14 protein-coding genes and 1 tRNA gene are annotated in these 15,912 nt (G+C 57.0%); 10 read left to right on the forward strand and 5 right to left on the reverse strand.

The genetic code is table 11. The features are described from left to right. Positions 1–15 precede the first annotated feature (15 nt). Together Q0J85_RS03935 and Q0J85_RS03940 are read right to left on the reverse strand one after the other, a co-directional pair. Positions 16–1,059 (reverse strand): prepilin-type N-terminal cleavage/methylation domain-containing protein, encoded by a 1,044-nt coding sequence (locus Q0J85_RS03935; protein WP_294478411.1) that lies wholly within the window; start codon positions 1,057–1,059, stop codon positions 16–18. Positions 1,060–1,365: 306 nt separating this feature from the next. Then, positions 1,366–2,388 (reverse strand): substrate-binding domain-containing protein, encoded by a 1,023-nt coding sequence (locus Q0J85_RS03940; RefSeq protein ID WP_294478412.1) that lies wholly within the window; start codon positions 2,386–2,388, stop codon positions 1,366–1,368. 244 nt (positions 2,389–2,632) lie between these two features. On the opposite strand from Q0J85_RS03940, the gene Q0J85_RS03945 reads away from it, so the two are divergent. Next, positions 2,633–2,716 (forward strand) — tRNA-Leu (locus Q0J85_RS03945). Between the two features lie 61 nt (positions 2,717–2,777). Here the strand turns inward: Q0J85_RS03945 and Q0J85_RS03950 are convergent. The 3 genes from Q0J85_RS03950 to Q0J85_RS03960 form a co-directional block, all read right to left on the reverse strand. Continuing rightward, positions 2,778–3,842 (reverse strand): LacI family DNA-binding transcriptional regulator, encoded by a 1,065-nt coding sequence (locus Q0J85_RS03950; protein ID WP_294478413.1) that lies wholly within the window; start codon positions 3,840–3,842, stop codon positions 2,778–2,780. Further along, entirely contained in the window at positions 3,839–4,705 is an 867-nt protein-coding gene (gene prmC / locus Q0J85_RS03955) for a peptide chain release factor N(5)-glutamine methyltransferase (protein WP_294478414.1), read from the reverse strand. The genes Q0J85_RS03950 and prmC overlap by 4 nt, the downstream gene beginning before the upstream one ends. Before the next feature lie 100 nt (positions 4,706–4,805). Further along, positions 4,806–5,513 carry a 16S rRNA (uracil(1498)-N(3))-methyltransferase gene (locus Q0J85_RS03960; RefSeq protein ID WP_294478416.1) on the reverse strand — a complete coding sequence of 236 codons (708 nt, stop codon included), beginning with the start codon at positions 5,511–5,513 and terminating at the stop codon, positions 4,806–4,808. A 254-nt stretch (positions 5,514–5,767) separates the two neighbouring features. Between Q0J85_RS03960 and Q0J85_RS03965 the strand changes: the two genes are divergently transcribed. The 9 genes from Q0J85_RS03965 to Q0J85_RS04005 all read left to right on the forward strand — a co-directional run bounded on the left by Q0J85_RS03965 (position 5,768) and on the right by Q0J85_RS04005 (position 15,719). Beyond that, on the forward strand, positions 5,768–6,370 hold the full coding sequence (locus Q0J85_RS03965) for a V-type ATP synthase subunit E family protein (protein ID WP_294478417.1): 603 nt from the start codon (positions 5,768–5,770) through the stop codon (positions 6,368–6,370). Positions 6,371–6,401: 31 nt separating this feature from the next. Further along, positions 6,402–6,953, forward strand: a complete 552-nt coding sequence (locus Q0J85_RS03970; RefSeq protein WP_294478419.1) for a DUF2764 family protein — start codon at positions 6,402–6,404, stop codon at positions 6,951–6,953. A gap of 27 nt (positions 6,954–6,980) precedes the next feature. Further along, entirely contained in the window at positions 6,981–8,732 is a 1,752-nt protein-coding gene (locus Q0J85_RS03975) for a V-type ATP synthase subunit A (RefSeq protein WP_294478421.1), read from the forward strand. After that, positions 8,725–10,026, forward strand: coding sequence for a V-type ATP synthase subunit B (locus tag Q0J85_RS03980; RefSeq protein ID WP_294478422.1), 1,302 nt, complete (start codon positions 8,725–8,727; stop codon positions 10,024–10,026). Before Q0J85_RS03975 ends, Q0J85_RS03980 begins: the two co-directional genes overlap by 8 nt. A gap of 18 nt (positions 10,027–10,044) precedes the next feature. Then, positions 10,045–10,665, forward strand: coding sequence for a V-type ATP synthase subunit D (locus Q0J85_RS03985; RefSeq protein WP_294478423.1), 621 nt, complete (start codon positions 10,045–10,047; stop codon positions 10,663–10,665). 155 nt (positions 10,666–10,820) lie between these two features. Beyond that, positions 10,821–11,900, forward strand: coding sequence for a 3-deoxy-7-phosphoheptulonate synthase (locus Q0J85_RS03990; protein ID WP_294478425.1), 1,080 nt, complete (start codon positions 10,821–10,823; stop codon positions 11,898–11,900). An 11-nt stretch (positions 11,901–11,911) separates the two neighbouring features. Then, entirely contained in the window at positions 11,912–13,387 is a 1,476-nt protein-coding gene (locus Q0J85_RS03995) for a rhamnulokinase family protein (protein WP_294478426.1), read from the forward strand. Then, entirely contained in the window at positions 13,388–15,187 is a 1,800-nt protein-coding gene (locus Q0J85_RS04000) for an ABC transporter substrate-binding protein (protein WP_294478427.1), read from the forward strand. A gap of 19 nt (positions 15,188–15,206) precedes the next feature. Beyond that, positions 15,207–15,719 (forward strand): hypothetical protein, encoded by a 513-nt coding sequence (locus Q0J85_RS04005; protein WP_294478428.1) that lies wholly within the window; start codon positions 15,207–15,209, stop codon positions 15,717–15,719. The last annotated feature ends 193 nt before the right edge of the window (positions 15,720–15,912 follow it).

Raw genomic sequence — 15,912 nt, forward strand, 5'->3', positions numbered from 1 at the left:
TTTCCGCAGGAACTGTTACAATCCAACCCGGCTTCCGCCATCGATCACCGACGTGAAGCCGAGTACCTTCAAATCCGCTTTCGCCTGAGAAGCGGCATGCCCGTCGAAGAAACTCATATTGCAGCGTCCGGCATGGTGAATCGAAATGCCGCTGCTGGCATTTCCGGACCCGTTCCAGGTCGGGCTGTAAGTCCATAAGCCCTTGCCGGAATACGTCGACTCGGCCGTGCACATTGTGTCTGCGAACATGAAGATTTTCGTCGGGGTTCTCATGCGCCCGATCGCATAGTAGAGGCTGTCTTCACTGCCGTTTCTCACGGCAAAATTGCCCCATTCTTCTTTCTTGTTGTTATACCACGAATCGACGAGAGAGCTGCGATACATTCCATAGGTGCGAAAATAATCTCCGTCATCCACTTCCAGCGACGGGCAGTTCCGGATCTTCTCATCCAGGTAATTCAGCAAAATCAGTCTGGTACCCCAGGGTTTCGGCCCCGGCATGACGTGAGTGAACATCAGCCCATTATAATCATCGGCATAGAACGAAAAGGACTTGAACAACTGGGAATAGCGGCTCAGACAATTGGCGGCCCGCCCCCGTTTCCGTGCCTGATTCAGCGCCGGCAGCAGCATGCTTGCCAGAATCGCAATGATCGCAATCACCACGAGGAGCTCTATGAGCGTAAATGCCGTTTTTTTCGTTACCAGGTCGTGGGCTTTGACCGTTGCAGGGTCGTGGGAGGCTGGGGGCGTGTCCGCCGCCCCCCGCACCCCCTGCGGCCGGCAAGGTGCCGGTGCCGCGTACGGGTCGGAGCCGGACTCGGCTGCGGTCGGCCGGTGCGGGGAGAAAGAGCCGCAAAAACGCGAACGGCTCTTCCCGCTTTTCTGCGGAAAGACCCATTCGCGTTTTTGCTCCACTTCGCCGCTTGCCGAGCGGAGACTCTGTTGCGCGGCGATGATCGGCTGATGGAGTATTTGAGGGACGGTTGGTACGGGGAGAGACGCGCTCTTGCGAGCCGCTTTCTCTCCCCCGAACCCCTCTCTTGTTCTGCCGGGCACGAAAATGGGTTGCGGGGCGGGAACAAGGCGGGGCGTTTGAGAGTGAATCGCTTTCTCTCCCCCGAACCCCTCTCTTGACTGCAGAGCGGAAACGGAGGAATGTTTGCATGTCCGGCAACCATTCACCATTAAAAATTCGATCGATGTAGAATCTTTGCGGAAGAGGAGTTCTACTAAACGAGCAGATGATTTGCGCATGTTCACATTCTTTCTTTTATACGTGCAGGTCCTGATAATATGCATTCAGCCCCGGCAGAGTTCCGGCGGCGAAGGAGACGGGAATGGGACGGGTACTCGCGCGCTCCGTCACTTTCGGGACGGAGAAGAGCGCAATGCGCTCGCCCGTGTCGAACCGGTCCCACATGCGGTGGATTTCCCGGGCGAGAGCGGCGATGCTCGCGTGCAGATCGACTCCGAGCGTCGTGAGCGGCGGCTCCGTATAATTCGCACAGAGCGCGGACCGGAACCGACCACGCTGATCTCCTCGGGGACCCGGTAACCATGTGCTTTCAGCGCGCGAATCGCCCCCTGAGCGGCGTAGTCGCTGATGACGAAGAGCGCGGTGAAATCAGGCCGGTTCGCCTCGAGATAGGCGTGAAGCGTGTCATGCGCCATCGTCGGCGAATAATTTCCCACTTCCGGCGCACAGGGCAGCACCGTGACCCGGCAGCCACGACGCCGGGCGAATTCCGGAAAAGCGTCCATCTCGATGCGGTTTCCACCGACGGGCGGCTCGGCGACGAGCATTGTGAGGCTGCGATGACCGAGGCAGACCAGGTAATCGACCAGTTCCATGATGTCGTACTCGAATTTGCGGAATGTGCAGTGCAATCCGGCGTCGGTCAGATTGCGATCCATGAAGATGATCGGACGGGGGCTCTGCGAAGCGTAGATGATCTCCTCGCGTGTCAGCGGCCGGGCGGGAGGACAGACGATGAGGACGTCGGCCGGCGACTCTTTCAGCAGCGGAACAAAGTCGCTGCGGTAATCATAGGCGAGAGATCCGACCTCGTAGTAGTCGGCCAGACTCTGAAACTCCTCCTGAAGCCAGCGCGAAGCTTCGCGCAGCTCCTCATTGACCCACTGATTGTGGAAGAACACGACATTGCGGCGCTTATGAAGATTCCGGACGTAATAGCCGTATTGATGGCGATGCTCAAGCAAACCGTCCCCGGTCAGCGTCTGAAGTGCCAGATCCGCAACGCGGCGGCTCACATGATAACGCGCGATTATCTCGCGGATTCCGTAAAATTTACCGCCGGTCCGAAAGAGTTTCAGCTCTTTGAGCAGTTGCGCATATAAAGTATTGGCCCGTTCCTGCAACAGCATGCGTCCCTCACCCGTTTGATTTTCCAACAGATATTATGTAGAATGTGCACATGGAACACAAAAAATGTACACATAAAAACATGATTTTTTTATTTTAAGCACATTTTCCTCCTGTTTCAACCCGATTTTGTGCCCATGAGACGGGAAAACAAGACAAATCGGAGCATTTTGGAAAAAAGCGCCGCTTTTTCGGCAGAGGGCTTGATTTTTCGGGAACGCGCGGCTATTTTAATAACCATGATATGCCGGGGTGGCGGAATGGCAGACGCAGTTGACTCAAAATCAACCGGTTTCGACCATGCGGGTTCAAGTCCCGCCCTCGGTACCACTTTCTCTGTCGTTTTCCCGGAATCTTTCCTCCACGGGAAATGTTCACCGTTTTCCCGGAATCACTCTGCGCGAGGGAGAATATGGGGATTTTCGACCGTCGTTCCCGGGATCAGCCGGTGAATCCGGCTGTTCTCGCCGGAGATCAGATCCAGCAATGAGGAAACCGCAACCTTTCCGACTGTGGAATCCTCCATCTTTCCCATCGCGATTTCCTGCGGCAGCAGCGCAGCACGCGCCGGAGCATCGAGCGTGGCAAGCTGAAACGGCAGTTCACATCCGCCTCCGGCCGGGTGAGCCGCTTCCAGCACGCCCGGAACCATCTCGCGGGAAGCGCACAATACTCCATCGAATCTGAAACTCCTCTTCCCGGCAGCGAACAGAGCCTCGCGCGCATCCTCCGGCATATACCGGGAGTAATGCACAAAAAGTTCCGCCCCGCTCTGCGCAAGCGCCTCATCGACCCCCTGACGCATCGCGGTCGTGACCGAACTCTGTTCCGGTCCGGCAAGATAAAGCAGCTTTCTGCATCCCGCCCGCAACAGCGCCCCGGCCACATCGTGCGCAACCGCGCGGTAATCGCTCGCCACAAAATTCACCCCGTCGGCGGAAACGTCGAGCGGCCGGTTCGTGATGAACACATAAGGGGCTTTGTTCTCTTCCAGCTCGCGAAAACATCCGAACTCCGGAGAAGCACCCCAGATCAGCAGTCCATCGATGGTTCCGGCCCGGAAAAGTTTCCAGTACCGCTCTTCCGGCCGCCGTTCCCCGTTGCGGAACAGCAGCATCAGATGGTAGCCGTTCTCCTCGAGCAGCGGCTCCATCCCGCCGAGAATATCGACGAAATGGGCATCCCCGAAGACGTTCCCCGGCGTAAGCGGATTAGCCGGAACGAGCAACCCGATCACGCCGCTGCGGCGCTGAAAAAGCCGCTGCGCATTCACGTTCGGGACGTAATCCAGCTCCCGCGCGGCCGCAAGCACCCGCTGCTGGGTCGCCTGCGGAATCTTTTTACCGGCACAGTTGTTCAGTACCTTTGAAACGGTGCAGGTCGACAACCCCACATATTTTGCGAGTTCGCGGATGCTGCAGCTGCTCCGGGGCGGAGGATTTTTTTCATTTTTCATCGCACAGTCTCTCCGTGTTCCCACCTCTGTGCCGTGATGAAACGCTCCCGGTGCGTGTAATCTTTCAGGACGGCGATTCGACAATACGCGCCACTGTCGGCCAGCAGTTGCGCGAGCCGCGGCGCCTGAGCGGGGGCCAGTTCAAAGATGACACTGCCGCCGGGCTTCAGAAACCGCGGAGCGGCAAGCGCCGCCCGTCGGATCAACTCAAAACCCGCATCGGCCGCGGTCAACGCAAGCCGCGGTTCATGACAGCGGACTTCCGGTTCAAGCGTCGCAAACTCCTCATCGGTCACATAAGGAAGATTCGCGGCAATGAGGTCGAATCGCTCTTTTTCCAGAGCATCGAAGAGATTCGATTCAACAAAGCGGACGCGCTGCGATAAACCGAGTTGTCCGGCATTGTGCATCGCAATGGCGAGCGCATCGGCACTTACATCGACGGCAGTGACATTGATGTCAGGACGCTCGTAAGCCGCTGCAAGCGCAATCGCGCCGGATCCCGTGCCGAGGTCGAGCAACGTCCCGTTCCGGGGGAGCTGTTCGACGACCCATTCCACCAGTCGCTCAGTTTCTGGCCGCGGAATCAGCACTTCCGGAGAAACATCGAGCCGGATCTCCATGAAATACGCATAACCGAGCAGATATTGCAGCGGTTCGCGCTGCGCCCGCCGGGCGGCAAGAGAGCGGATCTGCCGCTCAACATCCGACGGAACTTCCTCATCGGAACGGAGGAAGAGCTCTCCACGGCCGATTCCGGCAAGTTCGGAAATCAGAATGTCGGCATCCACGCCCGCCGACTCGATCCCCGCTGCGGTGAATTCCTCCCGCAATTCGCGGCGCAGTTCAAAAAAACGGCTCATTCCGGCTGCTAAACTCCTCGTTTCGTCGTAGATATCTGCTGTAACTGATCTGCGTAATATAGCCCCCCTGCCGAATATTGCAAATGGGCGGACGTACGATTTATTCCATGCGGGCGAGAAGCGCAGTGACGGCGAATTCGGTCCGCATGATGCGCCTCCCGAAACTGACGGGTCTGACGCCGTTCTGTTCGAGCAAGCCGATCTCGTAATCGGTGAATCCTCCCTCGGGGCCGACGAGAAGCGTGATCTTTCCGGAGAGATGGTGCGGCATTGACTCTGTCGCAGTCGGATGACCGGCGAGGGCGAGCGTTCCGGCGGCGATGCCGGGGAGTTCATCTTCGACAAACGGTTTGAAACGGCGGCGGAATTCGACGCGCGGCAGAACCGTGTCCCCCGCCTGTTCGAGTGCGAGCAACAGATGTTCCCGGATGCTGCCGGGTTCGATGAGCGGCGTCGACCAGTAGCTTTTGTCGACTTTCCAGCATTCAAGGAAAATCATCCGCTCGACACCCATGACCGTCGCAGTATGCAGCACCTTGAGAAACGTCTTGGGCCTCGGCAGTGCGGCAATCAAAGTGACGGACAGTTTTGGCGGAGGTTCTCCGCTCAAAGTGACGGATAATTCCGTCATTTCCGGAGTAATGACGGATATTTTCGCCGTTCCTGTTTTGCCGTTGAGGAGGCCGGCCCGGCACTCTTTTCCGGGGGTGGCGCGGATCACGTCGAGAAGCTGGCGATGACGGCGGCCGGAGATCCGGGCGGTTGATTCCGAAACGAAATCGGCAAGTTCGAGCAGCAGCAGATTCACAGTAGATTCTCCGAAGCAGGGAATGGATCTCCCGCCGGAAAGCACGCATTGCCCGCCGGCTTGCGGTTTAATATACCGGCAGACAAACCCGAATACAAGCCGGAAAATGCCGGAACATCGGCACAGCAACGGAAAAAAACGGTAAATCTTTCCGATTTCAGGCGGAGTGATTTGAAAAAAACGATTTTCAGAACTACATTACCAAGCGAATATTTACAAACAAAAAACAAAGCCTGACGGCACAGGGGGATAAAATGGCGGAAAAATTCCAGAGCCTGCTCGATAAGATCCAGGAGAAAGGCGTGAAAGAGGCGGAGGCTACCGCGGCGGGAATCATCGCCGACGCGGAAAAGGAGGCGAAAGCAATCCGGGAGAAAGCCAGAACCGAGGCCGAAGCGACCAGAAAAGAGGCCGCCGAACAGGCCGAATCCCTCGAAAAACGGGCGGAAGCGGCGGTCCGCCAGGCTGCACGCGACATCATCCTTGAACTGCAGCAGGAACTCGAGCGCCGCATGACCCGCGCCGTCTCCGCGGCGGCGGAACAGGCGCTGACCCCGGCTTTCATGGCGGCGCTCGTGAAAGAACTCGCCGCGAAATTCGCGGCCGATCCGAACAGCCAGTTGACGATTCTCACCGCGGTGAAAGACGTTCCGGCGCTTGAAGCGGCACTGAAAGGTTCACTCAGCGCGAGCTTCCGCACCGAACCGAAAGTGTTCGGCGACTCCGGAATCAAGGGTGGACTCGAAGTGAATTTCAAGAACGGCGAAGTCTACTTCGACTTCACGAGCGAAGCGGTCACGGAACTGGTCGCCGCCTACATCGGCCCGCGGCTGGCGGGAATCCTCGCGGAAAAGTAATGAAAATTCAGGCGAAACGGAACGGCGGAACATGTATTATTATTTCTCAGCTTCACTGCCGAGCCTGAGCTTCGGCCAGAATCCGGGCATGAGCGTCGCGGATTTCGACGAGCTTGCTTCCGGGCAGATGTCGCCGGAATCTCTTGCAAAACTGAAAACCGGCACGCTCGCCGTGAGCCGTGAACCCGGTTCCGCCGCGGGACTCCCCCGCGTTTATGCCGATTACACGAGATTTGAACAGTATCTGCATACCCGCATCGCCGAACGGCGCGCGGGAAGAGACGAGGATCGCGCCGTGAAACTTCCGGATCCGGAACTCTATTTCGGCGAAGTAGACTCGGCACTTGCAACCGCGGCCGCGGCACCAGATCCGCTCGAACGGGAGAAACTGATCGACCGCATTCGCTGGCGGATGCTTGACGACCTTGAGGCAGGGCATGATTTCGATTTCGACGGACTCTGCGTCTACCGACTGAGGCTCGAAATTTTGAACAAATACCGCAACCGCAGCACCGAAACCGGGCGGGAAAACTTCAATGCGGCGGTCGATCGCATCACCGGTTCGGCGGAAAAAGGCATATAACATCCACTTGAGTCAGGAGTTTCAATAATGGCAGAGGGAAAGAAGAATACTGAAAAAGTGGTCGCGGTCAACGGCAACATGATCACGATTGAATTCAGCGACCGCGTCATGCAGAACGAAGTTGCGTTCGCCCGAGTCGGCGACAGCGATGTCAAGCTCAAAAGCGAAGTCATCCGCGTCCGCGGCAACCGGGCGGACCTGCAGGTTTTCGAGAGCACGAACGGGCTGAAAGTGGGCGATGAAGTGGAATTCACCGGGGAGCTGCTCTCGGTGGAACTCGGTCCCGGCCTCCTGACCCAGGTCTATGACGGACTGCAGAATCCGCTGCCGCTGCTCGCGGAAAAGTCGGGATTCTTTCTGCAGCGCGGCGTCTATCTGCGCGCTCTCGATCGCGAAAAGAAATGGGCGTTCACTCCGATCGCGAAGGCGGGCGACAAAGTCCGTCCCGGCGACCGGATCGGATCTGTTCCGGAGGGCGTGGTCAAGCATTACATTATGGTGCCGTTCGCATGGAAAGGGGAGTGGACGCTCGAATCGGTCGCTCCCGCCGGAGAGTACACGGTTGACGAGGTCATGGCCGTCGCGGTGAGCGATCAGGGCGAAAAGCGCAATATCACAATGACGCAGCAGTGGCCGGTCAAGATTCCGATCTCCGACTACGCCGAAAAACTTCTGCCGGAAAAGACGCTCGTGACCCAGCAGCGTACGATCGACACTTTCTTCCCGGTCGCAGTCGGCGGAACGTTCTGTACACCGGGACCGTTCGGCGCGGGGAAAACTGTGCTTCAGCACGCGATCAGCCGTTATGCGGAAGCGGACGTGGTCATCATCGCGGCCTGCGGCGAGCGCGCGGGCGAAGTGGTGGAGATTTTGCGTGAGTTCCCGGAACTCGAAGACCCGCGCACGGGTCAGCCGCTCATCAACCGTTCGATCATCATCTGCAACACGAGCTCGATGCCGGTGGCTGCGCGTGAGGCGTCGGTCTACACGGCAGTGACACTCGCGGAGTACTACCGCCAGATGGGACTCAATACGCTGCTTCTGGCCGACTCCACCTCACGCTGGGCGCAGGCACTGCGCGAGATGTCGGGCCGACTTGAGGAGATCCCGGGCGAGGAGGCGTTCCCGGCCTATCTCGAATCGCTGATCGCGGGATTTTACGAACGCGCGGGTCTCGTGAAGCTTCGCACGGGTGAAATCGGTTCCGTCACGATCGGCGGCGCGGTCTCCCCGGCGGGCGGCAACTTTGAGGAGCCGGTTACGCAGGCGACGCTGAAAGTGGTCGGCGCATTTCTCGGCCTTTCGCGCGAGCGGTCCGACGCGCGGCGCTATCCGGCGATCCATCCGCTCGACAGCTGGAGCAAATACAAGAGTGTGGTCGATGCGAAAGAGGTCGAATTCGCCCGCGGCATTCTGCGCCAGGGCGCTGAAGTCAATCAGATGATGAAAGTCATCGGTGAAGAGGGAACGAGCCTCGCGGACTTCATCATCTATTTGAAGAGCGAATTTCTCGATTATGTCTATCTGCAGCAGAATACGTTCGACAATATCGACGGCGCGACCAGCGCGGAGCGTCAGCGTTATATGTTCGACCGGATCTACAAGGTTCTCACCGGCAGCTTCACTCTGCCGGACAAGGATACCGCCCGCAGCTACTTCCTGAATCTGCGTCAGATGTTCATGGACCTCAACTATCTGGCCATGGACAGCGAAGAATTCAAGAGCCAGGAGGCTGCCATCGAAGCAAAAATCGCGGAACGGAGCACGGTAAATGCGTAAAGTCTATCACAAAATCATTCATATCGCCGGCAACGTGATTACGGTTGAGGCCGACGATGTCAGCTACAACGAACTGGCCGAGGTGACGAGCGCGCGTGGTGTTTCGCTCGCGCAGGTGATCCGGCTGGCGGACGGCAAGGTGTCGTTGCAGGTGTTCGCGGGCAGCCGCGGAATCAGCACGGGAGATCAGGTGCGCTTCCTCGGACGCGAAATGCAGGTTTCGAGTTCGGAAGCGCTGCTCGGGCGCGTGTTCACGGGGCGCGGCACGCCGCGTGACGGCCGTCCGGAGGTGACTTCGGATATGGTCGACATCGGCGGACCGTCGGTGAATCCGTCCAAACGTATTATTCCGCGCAACATGATCCGCACAAACATTCCGATGATCGACGTCTTCAACACGCTGGTCGAGTCGCAGAAGCTGCCGATCTTCTCGATCGCGGGCGAACCTTACAACGAACTGCTCGCGCGCATTGCGCTGCAGGCGGAAGTCGACGTGATCGTCCTGGGCGGAATGGGACTCAAATATGACGATTATCTGAAGTTCAAGAACACGCTGGATGAACAGGGCGCTCTGTCGCGCACGGTGATGTTCATCCACACCGCAGCCGATCCGACTGTGGAATGTCTGATGGTTCCGGATATGTCGCTGGCCGTGGCGGAACAGTTTGCGCTCGAGGGCAAGCGGGTTCTCGCACTGCTGACCGATATGACGAACTTCGCGGACGCGCTCAAGGAAATCGCAATCACGATGGAACAGATCCCGGCGACGCGCGGATATCCCGGCGACCTTTACAGCCAGCTCGCGAGCCGTTACGAAAAGGCGGTCGACTTCGATTCGGCCGGTTCGATCACGATTCTGGCGGTCACGACGATGCCGGGCGATGACGTCACCCACCCGGTGCCGGACAACACCGGATACATCACCGAGGGGCAGTTCTATCTGCGTCACGGTCGTATCGAGCCGTTTGGTTCGCTGTCGCGACTGAAGCAGCAGGTCAACGGGAAAACCCGTCCGGACCATCGCGCGATTATGGACTCGATGATCCGCCTCTATTCGGATTACCGCAGCACGCTGGAAAAACAGTCGATGGGTTTCCAGATGTCCGCCTGGGACAAGAAACTCCTGAAATACGGCAAGCTCTTCGAGAAAAATATGATGGATCTTTCCGTCAACATCTCTCTTGAGGATGCGCTCGACCTGGGTTGGAAGATTCTGGCCGACTGCTTCGACCGGAACGAAGTCGGCATCAAGACCGACCTCGTGGAACAGTACTGGCCCGAGGCGAAGAAGTAAGCCTGCGGAGGGCGACCGATGGCCAAGATCAAATTTACGAAAACCGAACTCAAGGCGCAACAGGACTCGCTCAAGCAGTTCACCCGCTTTCTGCCGACACTGCAGCTCAAGAAGCAGCAGCTCCAGATGGAGGTGCGTCTCAGCACAGAGCAGCTCGAAAAGAATCTGGAGGAGCAGAAAGCGCTGGTTCAGCGCATGGCCGGATTTCTCGAGTTGTTCAGCCGGGCGGAGGATGTGGAATTTCTCGAGGGACTGGTGCGGATCAGGAACGTCGTGACCGGAGAAGCGAACATCGCCGGAATCGCGATTCCGACTTTCGACCGGGTCGAATTCGAGCCGGCCAGCTGGGATCTGTTCGATACGGATTGGTATGTGGATGATGCGGTTCAGGCGTTGAAAGACGCTGTCTCTCTGCGCGAGGCGCACAAGGTGCTCGAGGAGCAGCATCGGCTGCTTTCCGCGGAGCTGCGCAGCACGTCACAGCGTGTTAATCTCTTTGAAAAAGTGAAGATTCCGGAATGCCGGGAAAATATCCGCCGGATCCGGATCATGCTCGGCGACCTCGAAACCAGCGCGGTTGCGCGGTCCAAGATCGCCAAGAAGAAATCGCAGGAGGCTGCGGAACAGGCCGCATCCTGAAAAATGGTATTGGATAGACCGGGGAGGCGGCACTGCCGCCTTTCCGCTTTTTTACAGGATGGCTGGCGGGAAGATCGGTGAGATTTTCGCGAGCCGCTTGTAAAAAATGCGGGAGGATTGTATATTATCCTCTCTTTAAAGGAACTTTATTATTCATGATCAGCAGTAACAATCTGAATATCGCCAGCCGCAGCGTGCTTTCGAGCCCGGGTGCGGTTCGCTCGGAACTGCCGTTGTCGCTGGACGCTGTCATGCGGGTCAACGATGCGCGGCAGGAACTCTGCGACATTCTCGACGGAAAGTCGAAGAAACTCATCATGATCGTCGGTCCGTGTTCAATTCACAATCCCGATGCCGCGCTTGAATATGCGCGGCGGCTTCAGGCACTCAGTGACGAAGTCCGGGACCGGATCATGGTCATCATGCGCGTCTATTTTGAGAAACCGCGCACGACCATCGGTTGGAAAGGATTGATTTACGATCCGGATCTGAATGAGAGTTACAACATCGAAAAGGGAATTTTCATCGCACGCAAGCTCATGCTCCGGATCGTTGACCTCGGATTGCCGGTTGCAACCGAAATGCTCGATCCGATTATTGCGCAATATATCGCTGATGCGGTCACCTGGGCGGCAATCGGAGCGCGCACGACTGAAGCGCAGACTCATCGCCAGCTCGGCAGCGGGTTGTCGATGCCGGTCGGATTCAAGAACGCGACGGATGGTTCGTTCCAGATTGCAATCGACGCGATTTCCACTGCGCGCAGCGAACACAGCTTCATCGGCGTACTTGAGGATGGTCACGTCGGTGTTTTCCGTACCCGGGGCAATCCGTATGCGCACATTGTGCTGCGCGGCGGCGGCGGACCGAACTACGGCGCGGAACACATCGCTTTTTTGAAAGTCGCGATGAAAAAGGCGAAACTTCCGCCGGTCATCATCGTCGATTGCAGTCACGCCAATTCCGGAAAGGATTACCGCAAACAGAACGTCGTGCTGCGTGATGTGCTCAACCAGATCAAAGAGGGGGAGACCGCGATTGCCGGTGTGATGCTCGAGAGCAATCTGCTGCCCGGTTCCCAGAAGATCAAACCCGGCGAAAAACCGGATCCATGCATCTCGATCACGGACGGCTGCATCGGCTGGGATGAAACCGAAGAGCTGATCCGGATGAGCTATGACCGGCTCGGTGAAATTTACGGCGAAGATGCTTTCAGAAAAAACACTGTAGAATAAGGGGGGAGTTTATGAGCAGCTTTCTTGCGTTCGACCTCGGCGCTTCCAGCGGTCGTGCCATAATCGGAAAACTCGAAAAAGGCAGATTGTCGTTGACGGAAGTGCACCGCTTTGCAAACGGGCCGACCGAAAAGGATGGAGCGATCTACTGGAATTATCCCCAGTTGTGCTCCGAGCTTAAAGAGGGACTTCGCAAAGCTCTTGCAGTTGAACCGCAACTTCGGGGCATCGGAATCGACACCTGGGGCGTCGACTACGTTTTTTTCGACAAAAAGAGCGGCACAATGCGCCGCTGGCCCTATCATTACCGCGACACCCGGACGAACTCCCCTGAAAACGACGTCTGGTGCAAAATTTCCAAAAAAGAGCTTTATGAGCGGACCGGCATCCAGTGCATGCTGCTCAACACGGTCTATCAGCTTGCGGCACACCATCGGATGCATCCGGAGGATTTCAAGGAGAGTTTTTTCCTGACCATGCCGGATGCGCTCGCATATGCGCTCGGCGGCGCCCGTACGAGCGAATACACGGAGTGTTCGACCACGAATCTGCTTGATCCCGAGAAGAAAGAGTGGGATTGGGAGATCATCGACCGCCTCGGTCTGCCGCGCGATGTGTTTCCGGAAATCGTAAAACCGTGCACTTTCTCCGGAACGCTGTCGGAAAAACTGCAGAAAGAACTCGGATGCGGTCCGATTCCAATCATCAAAGTGGGTTCTCATGACACGGCCAGTGCAGTCGCGGCGGTCCCGGCACCCGAACAGGGAAGCTGGGCCTACATCAGCGCCGGAACCTGGGCGCTGCTCGGAGCAGAGATCGACAAGCCGTTCCGCAGTGAGGAATCGGAAAAATACAGTTTTACGAACGAGGGCGGGCTCGACGGCAAGATCCGCTTCCTTTCAAACATCATGGGCAGCTGGCTCTTCCAGGAGACGCGCCGCATCTGGAATGAGACGAAATCTCCCATCTCATTTGCGGAAATGGAGGATATGGCACGCAGCGCCGAACCTTGTAAATTCCTGATCAATCCGAACGATCCTTCGTTCGTAACCCCCGGCGACATGCCGCAGCGGATCGTCGACTTCTGCAAACGGACCGGACAGGGAACGATCACGAATGACGGCGAAATCGTGCGGGCGATCTACGACTCGCTGGCGCTCTATTTCCGCAGCAAACTCAACATTCTGGCGAAGTTGCTCGGCGTACACTATCAGTGTTTGAACGTTGTCGGCGGCGGAACCAAGGACGGGCTGCTCATGCAGTTAACGGCCGACGCGCTGAACTTCCCCGTTGTAGCCGGACCGGTCGAAGCGACTGCGATCGGAAATTTGCTCGCGCAGGCGATGGCTTCCGGCGAAATCACCTCCCTGTCCGAGGCGCGCAAAGTGGTCAATGGTTCGTTTGAAGTCAAAACGTACGTTCCGGATGCCAATCGTCACGCTTTTTATCAAAAGCAGTTTGAACGGTTTGAAAAACTCGCAAAGTAAGTGGAGAAAATCGGATTCAACATCAATGGAGTGCTCCGCCTGACGGCGGCGGTGCTCCTTATTTTTTTCTGCTGCGCAACTGCGAAAGCGGAAGAGCCGGAGCGAACACTCTACACTTCCGGCGGCAGCCGGGTTAAAACGCTCGATCCGGCTCAGGCGGACGACCTCGCGAGCCGAAACATGGTCGCCGCCGTCTACGATACGCTGCTCGAATACGATTATACTGCGAAACCTTACCGCCTCATTCCGTCGATGCTCGCTGAAATGCCGACGGTAAATCAGACTCTCGACATTTACACGTTCCGCCTGCGCGATGACCTGAAATTTGCCGAAGACCGCTGTTTCGACGGAATGCCGGAATCCGCGCGCCGGATCACGGCTGAAGATGTGCTCTATTCGATCCTGCGCATTGCGGACCGGCGGAATCACAGCCCGGTATACTGGCTCTATCGCGGCAAGATTCAGGGACTCGACGCTTTCTACGAGTCGGAAAACCCTGATTACGAGGCCGGCATTGCGGGATTCCGCATTCTGGATGATTTGAATTTCGAGATCCACCTGACGAAACCCGATCCGCGTTTTCTTTATATGCTTGCGATTCCGAATTCCGCTGTTGTTTCGCGCCGCGCAGTGGAGTTTTACAAAGATGAATTTGCGCGGCATCCGGTCGGGTCCGGCCCGTTCCGGCTCACTCTCTGGATCAACGACTACAAACTCCAGCTCGACCGCAATCCCGACTATCGGGTGCAATATTTCGCCGAAGCGGAAAATCCCGCCGACCGCTCCCGTCCGCTGCCGCTGGCGGACCGGGTGGTATTCTACCTCGTGAAGCAGCCGATGTCCTCCTATCTGATGTTTCTGCAGGGCAGACTTGACCTGAATGCACTGGATAAGGATAATCTCGATCTTGTTGCCGGCGGCGGGAAAACTCTCGCTCCGGCTCTCGCGGCGCGCGGAATCAAACTGTTGCGAGTTCCGGAATTTGAAGTGCGTTATGTCGGCTTCAACTTTTCCGATCCGCTGCTCGGGAAAAACCTTGAACTCAGACGCGCAATCAGTCTTGCCTACAACATCCAGCGTCGAGTCGAACATACGAATTATCAGCTGATCCCCGCTCAGGGGCCGATTCCGCCGGGCGTAGCCGGTTTCGACGAATCGTTCCGGAATCCCTGGTGTGAGGACAACCTCGAAAAAGCGCGATTTCACCTCCAAAAAGCCGGATTCAAGGACGGAATCAACCCCGCTACCGGCGAAAAACTGCAATTTACTTTCGACCAGACCGGAAATAACTCCGTCTATCGGCAGCTCGGAGAACTGACCGTTTCCGACCTCGCGGAAATCGGCATCGATATCACCTCGGTGTTGAACAACAACGCCCGTTTTTACGAAAAACTCCGTCAGGGGAAATTACAGCTCTTCCGTCTCTCCTGGATCGGAGATTATCCGGACGCCGAGAATTTCCTCCAGCTCTTTTACAGCAAAAACATCGGCGGCTGCAACCGAATCGGCTTTTCCGACCCCGAATATGACCGGATGTTTGAAGAAATCCTCCCGATGCCCGACTCCCCGCAACGAACCGAAAAATACAAGGCGATGGTACGATATCTCTCCGAACAGGTCCCCTGGGTGTTCGAGGGATTCCCGATCGCATACCAGCTGAACCACGGATGGCTCGAAAATTACATTCCGAATGACTTTGTATTCGCCAAATGGAAATATCTGAACGTCGACCCGCAAAAACGCGAAGCGATGCGCAGGACGTTCAAACCGCTCAGTTTCGCCGAACTGAACGGTCAGTAAAAAATAGGAGATCTTTATTATGAACATACTTCCCAGAAAATGGTTTTACCTGATTTTGATTCCAATCCTCGCCCTCGGCGGCCTCTCCCTCTGGTATCTGCTCCGGGACAGCGACGAAGTCCAGATCCGGAAAACCCTCCGTTCCCTCTGTGATCTCGCCTCCAAGCGCGAAAATGAGAAAAATGCCATAGCCATGCTCAAACTTAACAGCACCGACAAAGTGTTCGCTCCGGAGTGCCGAATCGATTTCCGTCACGAAATGTTCGCGGGAACCTACACCCCCGCGGAACTGACCAGCCTCCTCGCCCGCAGCCGCGGCATCCTGAAAAATTGCGAAATCGGAATTCGTGACCTCTCTATCACCGTAGAACCTCCCGACAAAGCCTCCGCCGTCTTTACCGGACTCCTCAACGCAACCATGAATGACGGCAGCCGCGTCGATGAAGTCAGAGAACTCTTCTGCACTTTCGTCAAAATTGAAGATCATTGGCTTATCGACAGCATGTCTGTCCGCGATATCCTGGAAAAATAGTTTTCTATCCCCCTCACCTCTCCCCCGGCGTCCTTGTGGGAGACCGTTGCAGGATCGTGGGTGGCTGGGAGCGTTTCCTTTGTTTTTCAGGCGTCGCAGGGTCGTGGGAGGCGGGTGGCGTGTCCGCCGCCCCCCGCACCCCCTGCGTCCGGCAAGGTGCCGGTGCCGCGTACGGGTCGGAGTCGGACTCGGC

The sequence above is a fragment of the uncultured Victivallis sp. genome (assembly GCA_944389935.1).
Taxonomy (GTDB): Bacteria; Verrucomicrobiota; Lentisphaeria; order Victivallales; family Victivallaceae; genus Victivallis.

Coding starts and splice junctions, on each gene's coding strand:
- Q0J85_RS03940 (WP_294478412.1), bottom strand. CDS start 2,388: ATGCTGTTGCAGGAACGGGCCAATACTTTATATGCGCAACTGCTCAAA.
- Q0J85_RS03950 (WP_294478413.1), bottom strand. CDS start 3,842: ATGAAAAATGAAAAAAATCCTCCGCCCCGGAGCAGCTGCAGCATCCGC.
- prmC (WP_294478414.1), bottom strand. CDS start 4,705: ATGAGCCGTTTTTTTGAACTGCGCCGCGAATTGCGGGAGGAATTCACC.
- Q0J85_RS03965 (WP_294478417.1), top strand. CDS start 5,768: ATGGCGGAAAAATTCCAGAGCCTGCTCGATAAGATCCAGGAGAAAGGC.
- Q0J85_RS03970 (WP_294478419.1), top strand. CDS start 6,402: ATGTATTATTATTTCTCAGCTTCACTGCCGAGCCTGAGCTTCGGCCAG.
- Q0J85_RS03975 (WP_294478421.1), top strand. CDS start 6,981: ATGGCAGAGGGAAAGAAGAATACTGAAAAAGTGGTCGCGGTCAACGGC.
- Q0J85_RS03980 (WP_294478422.1), top strand. CDS start 8,725: ATGCGTAAAGTCTATCACAAAATCATTCATATCGCCGGCAACGTGATT.
- Q0J85_RS03985 (WP_294478423.1), top strand. CDS start 10,045: ATGGCCAAGATCAAATTTACGAAAACCGAACTCAAGGCGCAACAGGAC.
- Q0J85_RS03990 (WP_294478425.1), top strand. CDS start 10,821: ATGATCAGCAGTAACAATCTGAATATCGCCAGCCGCAGCGTGCTTTCG.
- Q0J85_RS03995 (WP_294478426.1), top strand. CDS start 11,912: ATGAGCAGCTTTCTTGCGTTCGACCTCGGCGCTTCCAGCGGTCGTGCC.
- Q0J85_RS04005 (WP_294478428.1), top strand. CDS start 15,207: ATGAACATACTTCCCAGAAAATGGTTTTACCTGATTTTGATTCCAATC.